Source organism: Alicyclobacillus herbarius DSM 13609 (genome assembly GCF_000430585.1).
GTDB lineage: Bacteria > Bacillota > Bacilli > Alicyclobacillales > Alicyclobacillaceae > Alicyclobacillus_G > Alicyclobacillus_G herbarius.
In genome coordinates this window covers 37,413-52,783 of the sequence record NZ_AUMH01000004.1, presented here as the reverse complement: position 1 = coordinate 52,783, position 15,371 = coordinate 37,413, and the positions used below count along the sequence as shown (strand labels likewise).

Below are 15,371 nucleotides of genomic sequence, written 5' to 3'. Positions count from 1 at the left end.
GGGGCGTGGCGCGTCTCATTTCAGCGCTACTTTCTCTAGAACTATATGAAGTCATCGGTCTCGTGGCGTCCATCCCTGCGCTCTGTCTGTTTTTTGTCAAGGGTGCCGCCTTAGACCAGTTGGAGGGTTCGCGTGGCTACCACTGGCAAGTGGTGCTGCAAATCCTCTCCATCTACGGGCGGTTTATTCCCTGGGCGTTGCTCGTTGGAGGTCTGCTGACCGCACTGGCTGCCTGGTGGCTGCGTGTCGGCGGGAGGCAGGCGTTGGCACGGTTTCGCTACGGGCTGCGAATCTTCCTCTCCTATTGCGCCTTGCTGGTTGTGTTTCGGATCATCAATTTCTATGTGCCCGTTCTCCATCCGGGCCTGCGCGATCCGGTCATACAAACGATGGACAAGGCACTTCTCTTTGGGCGCGTTGGCAGTCAGTGGCTCGATCCGCTGGTTCGGCCCTGGTTGACGCACCTGATGACCGTCTGTTACGTGTCGTGGTTTTGGCTATTGTTTTTGACCATCCTGTTGATGCTCACGCACTCGCGTCGGGCGGCCGCCGAGTATGTCCTTACCTCGCTGGCCGCGTTTTACATGGGGTACGTCTGCTATATCCTGGTGCCGGTTGTGGGGCCGGGATATACGATGCATTTCTCGCATACGGTGGGCGACATTGCGCCCGTCTTTACGACCCACCGCCTGACTATCCCACGCGACTGCTTTCCGAGTTTGCACACGGCGATTTCCTTGGTGATGGTTATTTACGTGTGGCGCTTTCGGCGGCGGTGGGCGTGGTTTTATAGCCCATTTGCGGCACTCATCATCTTTTCAACGCTGTACCTGCGCATGCACTACTTTACGGACGACCTGACAGGTGCCGCTTTAGCGGTGTCTGTCTCGCTGATGGCGCCCGGATGGGCGGCCGCTTGGGAACGCCTGCGGCTACGCCACCAGCCCCGTTCGCACCGCGCGTCTAGCATCGGGGACTCGCTGGCATCTCGATGGATTTTCCGTCATACTTAACTTGTTGCCATCCCAGTGCGGCTCTCAAGCCAAGGCACTGAACACGGGATGATGTAAGTGGACGAGGTGACTTCATGGAGCTGTCCGAACGTGAGTCGAACCGTCGGTCCCCGCTTTGGCGGACGGTATGGGAGTGGGTGTGGCCCATCGCCCTCGGATGTCTGGTCGCCTGGGGTATTCAGAAATGGATTTTCGGCGTGGCGATGGTCCCTTCCGAATCGATGTATCCAACCATCAACAATCCGTGTTACGTCCTCGTGGACCATTTGGCGACGGAGTTTCACGCCCCCTACGAGGGAGAGGTCGTGTTGTTTCACTGGCCGGATGACCCCTCCAAGATTTTCGTCAAGCGTATAATCGGCATGCCGGGGGATACCATTGTCGTGCACGATGGACACGTCTATCGCAACGGCAAAGAGTTGTATGAACCGTACGTGGCTCCCGGCGGCACGAAAGGCGATTATGGACCGTATAAAGTCCCAGCCGGTGAATACTTCATGATGGGTGACAATCGCAACGTCTCCGATGACAGTCGGTTCTGGCAGCACCGCTACGTCGCCAGGTCGGCCATCATCGGACGGGCAGATATGGTCATCTGGCCGCTGGGGAAGGCGCATACCATTCACTGATGCCGCGCAGCAGGCAGGAGGTCGCGTGAGTGAAAGACAAACGCCAGATGCGGATTCGCGAAATCGTCAGCCAATATGACATCGAAACCCAGGAAGAGCTCATTCGCCACCTTGAGGAGTCGGGATTCAATGTCACTCAGGCCACCGTATCCCGAGACATCAAGGAGCTGCAATTGATTAAAGTGATCGGCAGCAACGGCCGTTATAAATATGCCATTCCTGCGGTCTCTCCGCCAGTCAACCTGGATGCGTTGAGACGGCGGTTGGCGGACGTATTCGTCTCGCTCGGACGGGCACAGAACCTATTGGTGCTCAAGGTGATGCCGGGCAACGCCCACGCGATTGCGGCGATGATTGACGCGGTTTCGATTGAGGGGCTGATTGGGACCATCGCTGGTGACGATACGCTCCTGCTCATCTGTCAGGACGAAGCGTCAGCCATCCGTCTGGAGAACGATTTGACTTGATGAGGCGCCTTGGTCTTCGATATACGGATAAACCCCATCCAGACGATACTCCCGAAGACTTGACCAGCATCCAAGATTTGAATGGAAAGAGGAGAATGGCATGTCGTTGTATAACTCTGTGTTAGACCTGGTCGGAAGGACGCCGACGGTCAAGTTGAATCGGATTCCTGACCCCAATGGGGCACAGGTGTATGTCAAGCTCGAATCCTTCAACCCCGGGGGGAGCGTCAAAGACCGCCCGGCCTTGAATATGATTGAGGCTGCCGAGCGTGCCGGGCAGATTCGACCCGGCCAAAGCACGATTATCGAACCGACATCGGGTAACACCGGTATCGGTTTGGCCATGGTGTGTGCGGCCAAAGGGTACCGATGCATCATCACGATGCCGGACAATGCGACCGCAGAGCGGGTGAAAATTCTCAAGGCCTATGGAGCGGAAGTTCACCTGACTCCGGCTGCACTGCGTATGCAGGGGGCCATCGATGCCGCCAATAAACTTGCGGCCGAAATTCCGGACAGCTTCATCCCCATGCAGTTTGAGAATCCGGCCAACCCGGATGCCCATCGGACGACGACCGCCATCGAAATCTACGAGGATTTCGGTGGAAAACTTGACGTATTCGTGTTGACCGCGGGTACCGGCGGCACCGTGACCGGAACCGGGGAGGTCCTCAAGGAGAAAATTCCGGGCCTTCGCATTTACGTCGTGGAGCCGGCCGGATCGCCCGTATTGGCGGGGGGACAACCAGGACCACACAAGATTCCCGGTACAGGCCCCGGATTTATCCCGAAAATCTTAAACCGAAACATCTACGATGACCTGCTGCACATCGAGGACGAGGACGCGCAGGAGATGGCCCGGCGACTGGCGCGCGAGGAAGGTATCTTTGTCGGAGCTTCGGCCGCAGCGTCCGCGTACTTTGCGGTCAAGATTGCGGCAGAGATGAACAAAGACCAACGGGTCCTGTTCCTCGCGCCGGATACGGGGGAGCGGTACCTGTCCTCCGATTTATTTGCCTGATCGTCCGTGAAAGGGGAATCGGGATGAGGAAAACAGCCACCGGACACGTCGTGCGGGCGCTGACCATCGCGGGATCGGATAGCGGCGGTGGAGCCGGCATCCAGGCGGATTTGAAGACGTTTGCCGCCTACGGGGTGTTTGGCATGTCGGCCATCACGGCGGTCACGGCGCAAAACACGCTCGGGGTACAAGCGGTCGAATACCTGGACGAGGGTGTCGTCCGGGCACAGATTCGCTCGGTCCTGGAGGATTTGGGCACGGATGCAATCAAGTTGGGGATGCTTGGCAGCGTCCAGATTATGGGGACCGTGGCTGCGGAGTTGACCAAGGTATCGGTTCCGATTGTGCTCGATCCGGTGATGGTGGCCAAGGGGGGTGCCCGGCTGATGGATGAGGATGCGGTGGCCACCCTGGTGGACAAGCTGCTGCCCTTGGCGGCACTGGTGACTCCAAACCTGCCGGAAGCCGAGGTGCTCTATGGACGCGAAATCCGCACCTGGCAAAACGCCTTGGACGTGTGCGCCGAGCTCGTAGGTAAAGGGGCGAAGGCGGTCATCCTCAAAGGCGGCCACGCCGCCGACGCGCTGTGGATGGATTCGCCCTGGCCCCAGTTGACCCAGCAGATGGCGGCGGACGTCCTCTACGACGGCACTCATTATACGATTCTGGCCTGCGAGCGGACGGAGACTGAAAAGACTCATGGCACAGGTTGCACGTTCTCCTCGGCTGCCGCCGCTGCCATGGCTCTGGGCGCCAATGTGACGGACGCGGTGGCCAGCGCCAAGGTGTTCATTGACCGAGCCATCCGGAGGGCCCAGGACTGGGATGTCGGACACGGCCATGGACCGACGGATCACTCCGCTCCTGTGCAGGGCTTTCGGGGTCTAGAGCCTGGGTACGTGTATGTCTGGCAGGATGACCGTTGGCAAGCGATAGGGGAAACCTGAGGAGGGGGAGGCTTGGGTATGGACAGAACCTCGTCCATCGATGTGGCCACGTGGCTGGAGAAGGTGCGGCAAGAACGCCCGCTGGTGCACAATATCACCAATTGGGTGGTGACGAATATCGTCGCCAATGCGCTGCTGGCAGTGGGGGCGTCCCCGGTGATGGCTTATGCTCAAGAAGAGGTGGCGGATATGGCCCGGATTGCGGGCGGCTTGGCGTTGAATATGGGGACGCTTGACAGCGCGGTGCTGACGGCGATTTGTTTGGCCGGGCAGGCGGCAAACGAGGTCGGTGTACCGGTCGTGTTCGATCCGGTCGGCGTCGGTGCGACCGGGTTCCGAAATCAGGCGGCGGACAAGGTGCTGTCAGATGTCAAGGTCGACATCTTGCGCGGGAACGCGGGGGAGATGGGTGTGCTCCTCGGCGCCGGAGGCGAGGTCAAGGGTGTCGACGCGGCCGGTGCCAGTGACCGTTTGCCGGCTGTGATGCAACGGTACGCAAAGACGCATCAGATGGTGGTCGTAGCCACCGGGGAAACCGATTATGTCACCGACGGGGAGACGGTCTGGGCGCTTCAAAACGGACACTCGCTGCTCGCGGCCATCACCGGTTCGGGGTGTATGGCGACGGGGATTCTCGGCGCTTTTGCGGCGACAGCGGGACGTCATGCCGGGCCCACTGAGCTGGCGCACGCCACAGTGGCCGCGCTGACGGCGTACAACGTGGCCGGGGAGCTGGCGGCACAGCGCGCAGAGGGCCCCGGCACGTTCCAGGCGGCTCTATTTGATGCCTTGTATCACTTGCGGCCAGAAGTCGTGGCGGCCCGGGCGCACATCCGGATTTGGGGAGGCGAGGGCGCATGAGTGTGTCATGCGAGCTGGCCAGGCGATTGCGGGTGTATGTGGTGACGGACGAGCGTCCAGATGCAGAGACGCTGGTTGATACGGTGCGGCTGGCCTTGGCGGGCGGGGCTACCGCCATTCAGCTCCGCCGCAAACAGGAGCTCGGCCGCCGATTTGTTGAACTGGGGCGGGCTTTACGCCAGCTTGCCCATGACCACGGGGCGCTCTTTTTCATCAATGACCGGGTCGACGTCGCGATGGTGGTGGACGCGGACGGCGTGCACATCGGCCAGGACGACATCTCGTGCCGGGACGCCAGGCGTCTTTTGGGACCGGACAAGGTGATTGGGGTGTCGGCGGAGACCGTGACTGAGGCGCGCCAGGCGGAAGCGGATGGTGCCGACTACCTAGGCGTGGGTGCCGTTTTCCCCACGCAATCCAAGCCCGACGCAGGCTACACCGGCTTGTCTGGACTGAAGGAAATTGTCGAGGCAGTCCACATCCCGGTCGTGGCCATTGGGGGAATTCATCGCGGTAACGCCTCGGACGTGCTGCGCCATGGCGCCGATGGCCTGGCCGTGGTCTCGGCCGTCATGAGCGCCCCTCAACCGGACGTCGCCACGGCGGAGCTCCTGGCATTGTTTATGGAAGATGTATAGAGAATGTGTACCGCGTTCTATTTTCTAGCGGGGGAGACATGCAGGAGATAAGATGAAATACATAAACGAACTGTGTTCTACGTCTCCGGTGCGATTCATGCTGGACGGTGTGGGTGCATAGTCCCAACATAACCTGGCTGGGGGCTCGGCTGTGTTAACCGCAGATGGAGTTTCAGTTACTCGTAGTGTCTGTCACCGAAACCGTCACCTGTCCTAAACCGGAAGCTTGTCCAGCGGAATTGTCTGTTCCCGTGGATGCCGGGCTGGATGTATCAGCCAATGCCTGGTTCAGGTTTCCACTAAAGCCTGCAGGTGTTGAGCCGCAGTTGTCAGAGCCTGGGCTTTCTTCGCAGATTGGAGCTGGGCCAAAACGGATTTCGCCGCGGCAACCGCATTGTTGACTGCTGCTCGCCCCAGTCATCAGCTTCATGCTCCAGTGGCTCCAGAATCGACCTGTCATATTCGCCTCCTCATTCATCGACCGGTTTGTAATTCATAGATTCGTGTAGATGCGTGGCAATGGGAAGAGGATTGAGGGTAGCTTTTGCAAAACCGATAAGAAACCGACAAAATATGAGCCCACGCATACCTTCCACCGAGACGGACGGGACGCGTGGGCTCCGGAAATTCATCAATGTGCTTACATGCTCGTTATGCGACGCGATTGTCGCGCGTACGTACGCAGGCTTTCCAGTCCATAGACGAGCAGCGTAGCACCCGTGAAAATCGAGATGTGCCAGAGCGCATGCAAGAACAAGTGCTGATTGAGCACGCTGTCTAGGTCCGGATAGAAGCAGATAACAATCAGCAGTGCACCGAAGTAGGCTGCCAGCGCAGCGTTGGTCGAGCGGCGTTTCATGAACTCACCCCCGGGTCTTCGGAAATCACGTCGCTACGTGTGGAGGTCAACCAGCGGCTGGTTTGCAGCCCCAAACAAGCTCCTGCGATGAGGTACAGACCGTGTGCCAGGTAGTGGTGAATCATGTTCGCCGTCGCCCACGTTTGTATCGATGGCCAATTGACAGCGACCAGGCAGACCGCCATCAGGACGAGGGTTAAAGGTACTTGTTTCATCCGGTTCACTCCTTGCCAAGTCTCGCCGGTCCCGGGACAGGCCAGTGGCCGCCCAGAGCCGGCCGGGTCTAGTTACGTTATCACCCAGTTCGCAAGAAAATAAACCGGATAGACATATGGGAATGCACTTTTTTGCCGTTTTAAATACTTGAGAGGGAGGGGTCAGCTAGATGGGCAGGCGGCGAAAGTGGCCGACCACTTCGCCCGTGTCGAGGACGGTGATAAACACGTTCGGATCGATCTCGGTGGCCAACGCGCGCAGTTCCGGCAATTCGAGGTGTGTCAGGACACAGACCAAAACGCCCAAATCGGCTTTCGTATACGTCCCGTGGCCTTGAATAAAGGTGCTGCCCCGGTTCAGCCGCTTGGTGATGGCTTCGGAGATCTCTGCCGATTTGGGAGAGATGATAAGGGCGGTCTTGCGTGCTTGAAAGTGGAGCAGGGCGTTCACCACACGCGCGGCCGCAAACATTGAGACCAGCGTGTACATGCCGGCCTTGATTCCGAATACCCCCAGCGATAACAGAACCACCACGACGTTGACGGCAAACGACACGCCGCCAACGCTTTTCCCGGTCACTCGGTTGATGACTAGACTGAGGATATCGGTCCCGCCGAGCGATCCGCCCACGCGAATGACCAATCCAGAGGCCAATCCGGCGAGTACACCGCCGTACAGGCTGATGATGAGCGGGTCCTGAAGAGGAAGATTGAGATTCAAGTGTACCCAGTCGGTCATCAGGGAAAAGCCGACAATCCCCACCCCAGTGAGCAGGATGAACCGCTTCCCAAGGTACTTGTAACCCAAGATAAACAGGGGCACATTGAACAAGAGATAGAGAATCCCGATGGGCCAGCCGGTCAAGTGATAAATGAGCTGGGTCACGCCGGTGATACCACCGGACAGGATGTTGGCTGGGACGAGGAAGTTTTCGAGTGAAACGGCGGCTAACAGGTCGGCAAACAAGATGACCACAAGGCGGGCCAAGGTAGCCCAGACCGGGTATCCCTTGGATTGCCTCAGTTTTTTCATCGGGCGCGACTGTGTGATGGCTTGCTCAACCATGCACAAACCCTTCCTCTCCGCAAATCAAGTGGGGCACGACGGAGGCACGGTGCTAATCGTGTTCTCTAGTGTGCCACAAGCAAGAGTGTATATGATTCTCTCGCGACGGGAGCGTACGGTTGATGGCAAATTGGTGAAGACTTATGTCTGTATATAATGGACATATGGAATTGGTCATAACCAGCGGGCCGGAGGTTGCGCGATGACGACAAAACACGAGCAGATCCTAGAGTATATACAGAATTTACAGGTGGGTGAGCGCATCTCTGTACGAGGTATCGCCCGCGAACTCGGCGTCAGCGAAGGTACAGCGTATCGGGCCATTAAGGAAGCGGAGCTGCGCGGATGGGTCAGCTCCATCGACCGCATTGGCACGGTGCGTATCGACCGCCAGGAACGGCGAGATATCGAGCGGCTCACTTTTGCAGAGGTGGTCGGCATTGTCGAGGGCACCGTCCTGGGCGGGCGCGACGGGCTGCACAAGACACTGCAGAAGTTTGTGATTGGGGCGATGCAGCTCCCAGACATTGTCCGCTACATTACCCCGGGCAGCCTGATGTTGGTCGGCAACCGTGAACAGGTGCAGCGTCTGTCTCTCGAACACGGGGCGGCGGTGCTCATCACCGGGGGATTTGAGGCTTCCGAAGAGGTGCAGCGGCTCGCCAACGAGCGCAAGCTACCGCTTCTCTCCTGTTCCTACGACACTTTCACGACGGCCTCGCTCATCAACCGGGCTATTTACGACCGCTTGATTAAGAAGGATATTCTTTATGTGAAGGACATTGTCGTTCGTCGTTCCCTGGCCACCCTTAGGCCGGAGCAGACGGTCCGTGACTACTTGAGCCTGGTCGAATCGACCGGACACGCCCGCATCCCGGTGATTGACGAACACCGACGCCTGGTCGGCATTTTGACCGCCCGCGATGTCGCGGAGGCGAAACCGGAGGCGCGCGTGGAGGAGTACATGCGCCGCCACCCGTTCTCCGTGTCTCCCAACGCCACGGTAGCCTCGGCTGCACACCGCATGGTGTGGGAGGGGATTGAGCTATTGCCGGTGGTAGAACAAAGGCGCCTCGTGGGGGTGGTCAGCCGCCAGGACGTCATTAAGGCCCTGCAGCTGATGAACCGCCAGCCGCAAGTGGCAGAAACCCTAACCGACATGGCCCTGCGTGGCTTCCGGGAGGAGCGGGCAGGGGACGGATCGACCTGTTTAATCGGGGATGTCACTCCGCAGATGACCAACTCGGTCGGAACCCTGGCAACAGGGCCGCTGATGACCCTGATTGAACACGGTGCCATGCTTTGCCTAGAGCGGAACCGGCACGGGGACATGCGGGTAGAGAACGTTACGTTATATTTCCTCCGGCCGATCTCGGTCGACGCGCGCGTGGAAGTTCGGTCCAGGATTCTCGATAGCGGTCGCCGGTTTGCGAAGGTGGATGTCGAGGTTTACGAGCAAGGGGAGTGCATGGCCAAAGCCCTGCTGACCGCGCAGACGTTGGATAGAATCGGAAATCGGGGGTGAGAAAGGGGGAGAGGGATGGATACCTTTGTCCATCTGCACGTGCACAGCGAATATTCGCTGCGTCAGGCCCCGCTGCGTTTGACGCAATTGGTGGAGCGGGCGGCCCAACTCGGGATGCCCGCCGTGGCTGTGACGGACACGAACGCCCTCTACGGGGCGGTTTCTTTCTACACGCTGGCACAAAAGGCGGGGATTCAGCCGATTCTCGGGGCGCAGTTGTCGGTGGTCCAGGATGCCGCAGTGTTTGAACAGCCAGGTCGACCACCGGCCGAGGCGATGGATACTGCGGTGCTTTTGGCAGAGAACCTGACCGGGTATGCGCACCTCGTGGACCTGGTGACACGGGCTCACTCGCGGCCGCGCTTGGTGGCTGTGACCATGGCGGAGATTGGCGAGCGGTCTGACGGCTTGATTGCCCTCGTCGGGGGTGGGGAGTCGGCCTTGCTCCGCCTGTTTGCCACTGGCGACGAGGCGTCTGGACAGACCTGGCTGAACGCTTGGGCGGCGGTTATACCTAAAGGCAGCCTGTTTCTCGATGTGCAAGATCATGGGGTGCCCGAAGAAAGGCGGGGCTTGGCTGGACTCCTCTATGCGGCCCGCCGCTACGGTCTCGATTTGGTCGCGACCAATGACGTCCATTATTTGGATGCCGCGGATGCCCCGGTGCAGCGCCTGCTGGCGAACATCGACGCGGGTTCGGAGCATCGCCCATTGCAGGCCGACACCTACGGATTTGCCGATCCGGCCGAAATGGCGCGGCGTTTTGCCGCCCTGCCGGACGCGCTGGCCAACACCCTGGCCATTGCCGAGCGTTGCCGCGTTGAGTTACCCCTGGGACAACTGCGCCAGCCGCGCTACCCGGTACCGCCCGGGGAAACCGCCGCGCGGGTACTGCGTCAAGCAGCGACGGCGGGGGCCCGGCAGCGCTATGGGCAGCTTACAAACGAGGTTTCCCAGCGGCTTGAATACGAACTTGGCATCATTGAGCAGTTAGGCTTCGCAGATTATTTCCTGGTGGTCGCCGACTTCATCCGCTTTGCCCATAAGCAAGGCATTTCGACCGGCCCCGGCCGCGGCTCGGCCGCCGGTAGCCTCGTTGCCTACTGTTTACGTATCACCGATGTCGATCCGCTTGCCAATCACCTGTTGTTCGAACGCTTCCTTAACCCGGAACGGGTCAGTTGGCCGGATATCGACACCGACTTTGAGTACGAGCGGCGCGGGGAGGTCATTCGGTATGTAGTGGAGCGGTACGGCGCAGACCATGTCGCACAGATTGGCACGTTTGGGACGCTCGCAGCTCGGGCTGCCGTACGCGACGCTGGACGGGCGCTGGGGACCCCGCTGCCCCTCGTGGACAAACTGGCGCGGCGGATTCCTTCTGGACCGGGGATGACGTTGGCCCGGGCGCAACAGGAGGTGCCGGCGATTTCCGAGCTGTTGGCGGAAGAGCCGCGTCTGCGTCCGTTGTGGCAAGCGGCAGCCGCCATTGAAGGGTTACCCCGCCATACTTCGATTCATGCCGCGGGTGTGGTCATTTCTCCAGTGCCCCTGTCTTCTCTCGTTCCGACGCAACCGGGGCCGGATGGCGTGGCGGTCACACAGTACGCCATGGAGGACGTGGAACGCCTCGGGCTGATGAAGATGGACTTTCTCGGGCTGCGCACATTGACTCTCATTGACACGTGTGTGGATAGCGTAAAGCGCCGCACCGGCCAAGATCTAGATGTCCGCCGGCTGCCCGATGGCGATGAGGCGACGTTCGCCATGCTCGGGCGTGGTGAAACCAACGGCTGTTTTCAACTGGAGTCGTCCGGCGTGCGGCGAATTTTGCGCCAGATGCGGCCAAGTCGTCTGGAGGACCTGATTGCGGTCATCTCATTGTATCGACCGGGTCCGATGGAGAACATCCCGACGTTTTTGGCGGCTCGACAGGGGAAAGCCGCCATCACGTATCCACACCCTGATTTGGAGCCGATTCTTCGCGACACGTACGGAGTCATCGTTTATCAGGAACAAATCATGCAGATTGCGGCGCGGATGGCCGGGTTTTCGCTCGGTCAGGCGGATTTATTGCGGCGCGCTGTAAGCAAGAAGAAGCGGGACGTGCTGGACCAGCAGCGCACGCGGTTTGTCGAAGGTTGTGTGGCCCGCGGCTATGCGGAGGCGACGGCTCACGAGGTATACGACTTGATTGTCCGCTTCGCCGATTACGGCTTTAATCGCAGCCATGCGGCCGCGTATGCGGTGCTCTGCTACCGGACCGCGTATCTGCGGGCGCATTTCCCGGCCGACTTTTTGGCCGCGCTCCTCTCCTTGGATGCGGGCAATCCGGCCAAGCACGCGGAATACCTGCGCGACGCGCGGCGCCTTGGCATCGAGGTCCTCCCGCCTTCCGTTCAGGACAGCGGGCCCCTGTATACCGTGGCCGGGGAGCGGCAGATCCGGACAGGGCTGTTATCCGTACGCAACGTAGGCCGAGGTGCCGTCGAGGCAATTCTGGAGGCGCGCAAGGAGAAGCCGTTCACTTCGCTGGTGGACGTCGTGACGCGCGTTCACCCGCGCCGTTGCAATCGGAAAGCGATGGAAAGCCTGTGTGATGCGGGGGCGCTGGACGTGTTCCTGCCGAGTCAAGCTTCCCCGGAGGCCAAACGGCAGATTCTCGAAGAGGCCTATCTCGAGTCGGGCCAGGGTGGAAAGACGACGGGGCTCGGTCTCACGTTCGATCCGGTGCTGAGTGCGGGACCTGCACGGAATGGGGCGCAAGGGCCGGCCGTACCCTCCGAGCCGGCTGCCGAACCAGACCTGCTTCACCGGCGTTCCCGAGTGGACGACGCCGCCGAAGGTCAGGTCTTGTTTGTTCGCTACCACGCCGAGAGGCTTCCCGGAAACGGACTGGAGGCTGTGCGCGAGGTGCTCCGGTCCCACCCGGGCAATCTGCGGGTTGCATTATATGATGAAAAGAGACGGCGCGCACGGCTGTTGCCAGAGTCGTGGTCGGTGGCGCTGTCCCCCGATTTAATTGGGGCGCTGGAGGAAGTTGTAGGGCTTGGTAACGCCCGCGTGGGACGGCTGCCAAAGCGGCAGAGCCCAGCGTCACCTTGACGAAAGGACTGGATGCCCGTGGTCGAGAAAGTCGTCGCACTGCTGCAGGAGCGGGGCGTGGAAGTGAACCAGATTGCGCAAATCGTCTATGATTTACAACGGCCTTATCATCCCGACTTGACACTCACAGATTGCCAGGAGAGCGTTCTACACGTGCTCGCCAAACGCGAGGTACAGCACGCCATATTCACGGGTGTGGCGCTCGACATGCTGGCGGAAGCCAAAGCCTTGCCCTCGCCCCTCCAGCGGATCATGGAGGAGGATGAGCCCCTGTACGGCGTGGATGAAATCCTTGCTTTGTCCATCACCAACGTGTACGGATCCATCGGACTGACGAACTTCGGCTACCTCGACAAGACGAAGCTGGGGGTCATCGGTGTTTTGAACAATCACTCCGGCCGCATCCATGTCTTTCTCGACGATTTGGTGGCGAGTGTGGCGGCTTCAGCTGCGGCGCGGATTGCGCACCACCACCGGGCGCAGTCGTACGACGCAGGTGACGTGAACGTATAACTCCCTGCTTTTCCGATTGTCTGCTGGACATGGTATAATTCATGGAGTTATCGATGCTGACAGGGGCGATGTGTATGTGGACGGTCATCTACATCGCGCAATCCGAAAAACAGGCTCGGCAGATTGTCGACCGACTGGCCGCAGAGGGCTTTCTGGCGAAGGTTCGACAGACCCGCGTGTCCCGGCAGCAGTTTGAAATCGTCGTTCCTGAGGCGGAATTGGACGAGGTGCAAGAGGTGCTGAACGACATCCTGCACGCCTCGAATCCGTAAGCGGCCCAGTCCGGGGCACGGGACCGCCCCGCTCTGTGGGGGCGTCTTCGCAACCGGCAACGACCGAGGTGAGAAGGTGCTGAAGGACTTGTTTTATAAGAAACGACACCGTTACGCGACGGTGGCCCAGACGGACCGGCGCCCACGGCCGGAGATTCCGGATGAGGTCCCGCCGCGTGACGTGCCCAAGGGACTCGTCGAGAAGTGCAAAGGCTGCGGCGCACTCTTGATGGCCCGAGAACTGCAAAAACACGCGTATACCTGTCCACAATGCGACTATCACTTTCCTATCGGCGCTCCGGACAGACTGACGCTTCTTTTGGACGACGGATCGTTTGAGGAGTTTGACGCGTCTCTCACGTCGAAAGACCCGTTGGGATTTCCAGGTTACTTGGAAAAGGTCGAGAAGGCCAAGCAGGCGACCAACCTGGCAGAGGGAGTCGTGACCGGGGCGGGCCGCATTGAAGGCCAACCTCTCGTGGTCGGCGTCATGGACTCTCGGTTTATCATGGGCAGCATGGGGTCAGCCGTGGGCGAAAAGCTCACCCGCGCCATGGAGGAGGCCCTCAAGCGGCGCTGCCCGCTGGTGCTGTTCACGGCTTCGGGCGGCGCCCGCATGCAGGAAGGCATTTTGTCGCTGATGCAAATGGCCAAGACGAGTGCAGCGCTTCACCGCATGCACGAGGCCGGAATCCTCTATGTCAGTGTCATTACCCACCCGACCACAGGCGGGGTCAGTGCCAGCTTTGCCAGTGTCGGCGACATCATCCTGGCTGAACCGGGGGCTCTGTTTGGTTTTGCCGGTCGGCGGGTGATTGAGCAGACCATCCGCCAGAAGCTCCCAGACGACTTTCAGACCGCCGAATTCATGCTCAAGCACGGAATGATTGATAAGGTGGTGCACCGCAAACAGATGCGCGAAACGCTCTCAGCCATCCTGCGCATCCACGCGGCAAGGGGGTGGCGAGATGGCGGGGCAGTTGGAGTTTGAGCGCCCCATTGAGGAGCTGACCAAGAAGCTGTCCGAAGTCCGGGCGTTCATGCACCAGCACGGCATTGACCTGTCGGAGGAGGTCGCCCGCTTAGAGGCCGAATTGGAACAGGTCACCGCCAAGGTATACGGAGAATTGACACCGTGGCAACGTGTGCAAATCGCGCGCCAACCTGGCCGCCCGACGACGCTCGACTACATACGTGGGTTGTGCAGCGAGTTTATCGAACTGCACGGGGACCGCAACTACCGGGATGATCCGGCCGTGATTGGGGGCATTGGTCTGATCGATGACCAGCCCGTGACTGTCATCGGAACCCAGAAGGGGCGCGACACGAAGGAAAACGTCTATCGTAACTTTGGTATGGCCAATCCGGAAGGGTACCGCAAGGCGTTACGCCTGATGAAGCAGGCGGAGAAATTTCATCGCCCTGTGGTCCTATTTATTGATACAGCAGGGGCATATCCTGGCATGTCGGCGGAAGAGCGCGGGCAGAGTGAGGCGATTGCGCGCAACCTGGTGGAAATGTCTGGCCTGCGCGTGCCGACCATCTGTTTTGTCACGGGTGAAGGCGGTAGCGGCGGCGCATTAGGGCTGGGACTCACTGACCGGATCTACGTGCTGGAATACGCCTGGTATTCGGTGATTGCCCCCGAGTCGGCGGCCGCCATCCTATGGAAAGACAGTGCGCTGGGACCCCGCGCAGCCGAGATGATGCGCATCGGCGCCCGGAATTTGGTCGAATTAGGGGTAGCAGACGAGGTCATCCCGGAACCCCTCGGCGGGGCGCAAAAAAATCCTCAAGAGATGATTGCCCGCGTAGCGGATAAAGCTGTGGCCGCCTTGCGAGAATTGGTCGCAAAGCCGCTTGAACAGCTGTTGGCGGAGCGCTATGATAAATATCGCCAGATGGGTGTTTATTCGGAGTCATGAGGATTTGTCGGAATCGGTATGCATCTCGCGCGGCGAGGTGACTCAGAGCACGACAACGGTCCGGGAGACGGGGCGGCATACAGCGCAAAAGGCCGCCCCGCTTTTACGGGTCCAGAACCAGGGAATGCCAGGTTGGGCTGTGGATGAGGTCTACAATCCGCTCGGTTCTTGTCGTCTCATGGACGAGAGGCCCATCTCAAACCATTGCGACGAAGAGGTGTATTGTTCTGAAGGGACACTTTACGTCCCTCCGGGACGAAAATCGTTCCGGTGATAGCCGTCCGGTACCGTTTCGAGGGACGGCGTCGAGGTTTA

At 59.8% G+C, this 15,371-nt stretch carries 16 protein-coding genes; 13 read left to right on the top strand and 3 right to left on the bottom strand.

Annotation, left to right across the window (positions count from 1 at the left end; all coding sequences use genetic code 11):
• Nucleotides 1-5: 5 nt before the first annotated feature.
• The 7 genes from H522_RS0103800 (at nt 6) to thiE (ending at nt 5,576) form a co-directional block, all read left to right on the top strand.
• Complete coding sequence (locus tag H522_RS0103800; protein WP_026961286.1) at nt 6-1,013, top strand: phosphatase PAP2 family protein; 1,008 nt, start codon at nt 6-8, stop codon at nt 1,011-1,013.
• A 74-nt stretch (nt 1,014-1,087) separates the two neighbouring features.
• Complete coding sequence (gene lepB / locus H522_RS0103795; protein WP_081411847.1) at nt 1,088-1,642, top strand: signal peptidase I; 555 nt, start codon at nt 1,088-1,090, stop codon at nt 1,640-1,642.
• Nucleotides 1,643-1,671: 29 nt separating this feature from the next.
• Entirely contained in the window at nt 1,672-2,109 is a 438-nt protein-coding gene (argR, locus tag H522_RS0103790) for an arginine repressor (protein WP_026961284.1), read from the top strand.
• A gap of 100 nt (nt 2,110-2,209) precedes the next feature.
• A complete protein-coding gene (cysK, locus tag H522_RS0103785) occupies nt 2,210-3,130 on the top strand; it encodes a cysteine synthase A (RefSeq protein ID WP_026961283.1) in 921 nt (306 codons plus the stop codon).
• Between the two features lie 23 nt (nt 3,131-3,153).
• Nucleotides 3,154-4,077 carry a bifunctional hydroxymethylpyrimidine kinase/phosphomethylpyrimidine kinase gene (gene thiD, locus H522_RS0103780; protein WP_026961282.1) on the top strand — a complete coding sequence of 308 codons (924 nt, stop codon included), beginning with the start codon at nt 3,154-3,156 and terminating at the stop codon, nt 4,075-4,077.
• 18 nt (nt 4,078-4,095) lie between these two features.
• Complete coding sequence (thiM, locus tag H522_RS0103775) at nt 4,096-4,938, top strand: hydroxyethylthiazole kinase (protein ID WP_211230643.1); 843 nt, start codon at nt 4,096-4,098, stop codon at nt 4,936-4,938.
• Nucleotides 4,935-5,576: a thiamine phosphate synthase gene (gene thiE, locus H522_RS0103770; protein ID WP_035452485.1), complete on the top strand. Its 642-nt coding sequence runs from the start codon at nt 4,935-4,937 to the stop codon at nt 5,574-5,576. The genes thiM and thiE overlap by 4 nt, the downstream gene beginning before the upstream one ends.
• Before the next feature lie 640 nt (nt 5,577-6,216).
• Here thiE and H522_RS0103765 read toward each other — a convergent pair.
• The 3 genes from H522_RS0103765 to H522_RS17410 all read right to left on the bottom strand — a co-directional run bounded on the left by H522_RS0103765 (nt 6,217) and on the right by H522_RS17410 (nt 7,716).
• Nucleotides 6,217-6,435 (bottom strand): hypothetical protein, encoded by a 219-nt coding sequence (locus H522_RS0103765; RefSeq protein ID WP_026961279.1) that lies wholly within the window; start codon nt 6,433-6,435, stop codon nt 6,217-6,219.
• The gene (locus H522_RS0103760) at nt 6,432-6,650 is read right to left on the bottom strand and encodes a hypothetical protein (RefSeq protein ID WP_026961278.1); all 219 of its coding nucleotides are present in this window, start codon (nt 6,648-6,650) and stop codon (nt 6,432-6,434) included. Before H522_RS0103760 ends, H522_RS0103765 begins: the two co-directional genes overlap by 4 nt.
• 166 nt (nt 6,651-6,816) lie before the next feature.
• Nucleotides 6,817-7,716 carry a YitT family protein gene (locus tag H522_RS17410; RefSeq protein WP_245578005.1) on the bottom strand — a complete coding sequence of 300 codons (900 nt, stop codon included), beginning with the start codon at nt 7,714-7,716 and terminating at the stop codon, nt 6,817-6,819.
• Between the two features lie 202 nt (nt 7,717-7,918).
• Between H522_RS17410 and H522_RS0103750 the strand changes: the two genes are divergently transcribed.
• The 6 genes from H522_RS0103750 (at nt 7,919) to H522_RS0103725 (ending at nt 15,056) form a co-directional block, all read left to right on the top strand.
• The gene (locus H522_RS0103750) at nt 7,919-9,241 is read left to right on the top strand and encodes a DRTGG domain-containing protein (RefSeq protein WP_026961277.1); all 1,323 of its coding nucleotides are present in this window, start codon (nt 7,919-7,921) and stop codon (nt 9,239-9,241) included.
• Nucleotides 9,242-9,256: 15 nt separating this feature from the next.
• Nucleotides 9,257-12,346 (top strand): DNA polymerase III subunit alpha, encoded by a 3,090-nt coding sequence (dnaE, locus tag H522_RS0103745; protein WP_026961276.1) that lies wholly within the window; start codon nt 9,257-9,259, stop codon nt 12,344-12,346.
• A 12-nt stretch (nt 12,347-12,358) separates the two neighbouring features.
• Nucleotides 12,359-12,859, top strand: a complete 501-nt coding sequence (locus H522_RS0103740; RefSeq protein WP_035452483.1) for a phosphatidylglycerophosphatase A family protein — start codon at nt 12,359-12,361, stop codon at nt 12,857-12,859.
• Nucleotides 12,860-12,933: 74 nt separating this feature from the next.
• The gene (locus tag H522_RS0103735; protein ID WP_026961274.1) at nt 12,934-13,131 is read left to right on the top strand and encodes a hypothetical protein; all 198 of its coding nucleotides are present in this window, start codon (nt 12,934-12,936) and stop codon (nt 13,129-13,131) included.
• 76 nt (nt 13,132-13,207) lie between these two features.
• Nucleotides 13,208-14,122: an acetyl-CoA carboxylase, carboxyltransferase subunit beta gene (gene accD / locus H522_RS0103730; RefSeq protein ID WP_026961273.1), complete on the top strand. Its 915-nt coding sequence runs from the start codon at nt 13,208-13,210 to the stop codon at nt 14,120-14,122.
• Nucleotides 14,100-15,056, top strand: coding sequence for an acetyl-CoA carboxylase carboxyltransferase subunit alpha (locus tag H522_RS0103725; protein WP_026961272.1), 957 nt, complete (start codon nt 14,100-14,102; stop codon nt 15,054-15,056). The genes accD and H522_RS0103725 overlap by 23 nt, the downstream gene beginning before the upstream one ends.
• Nucleotides 15,057-15,371 lie beyond the last annotated feature (315 nt).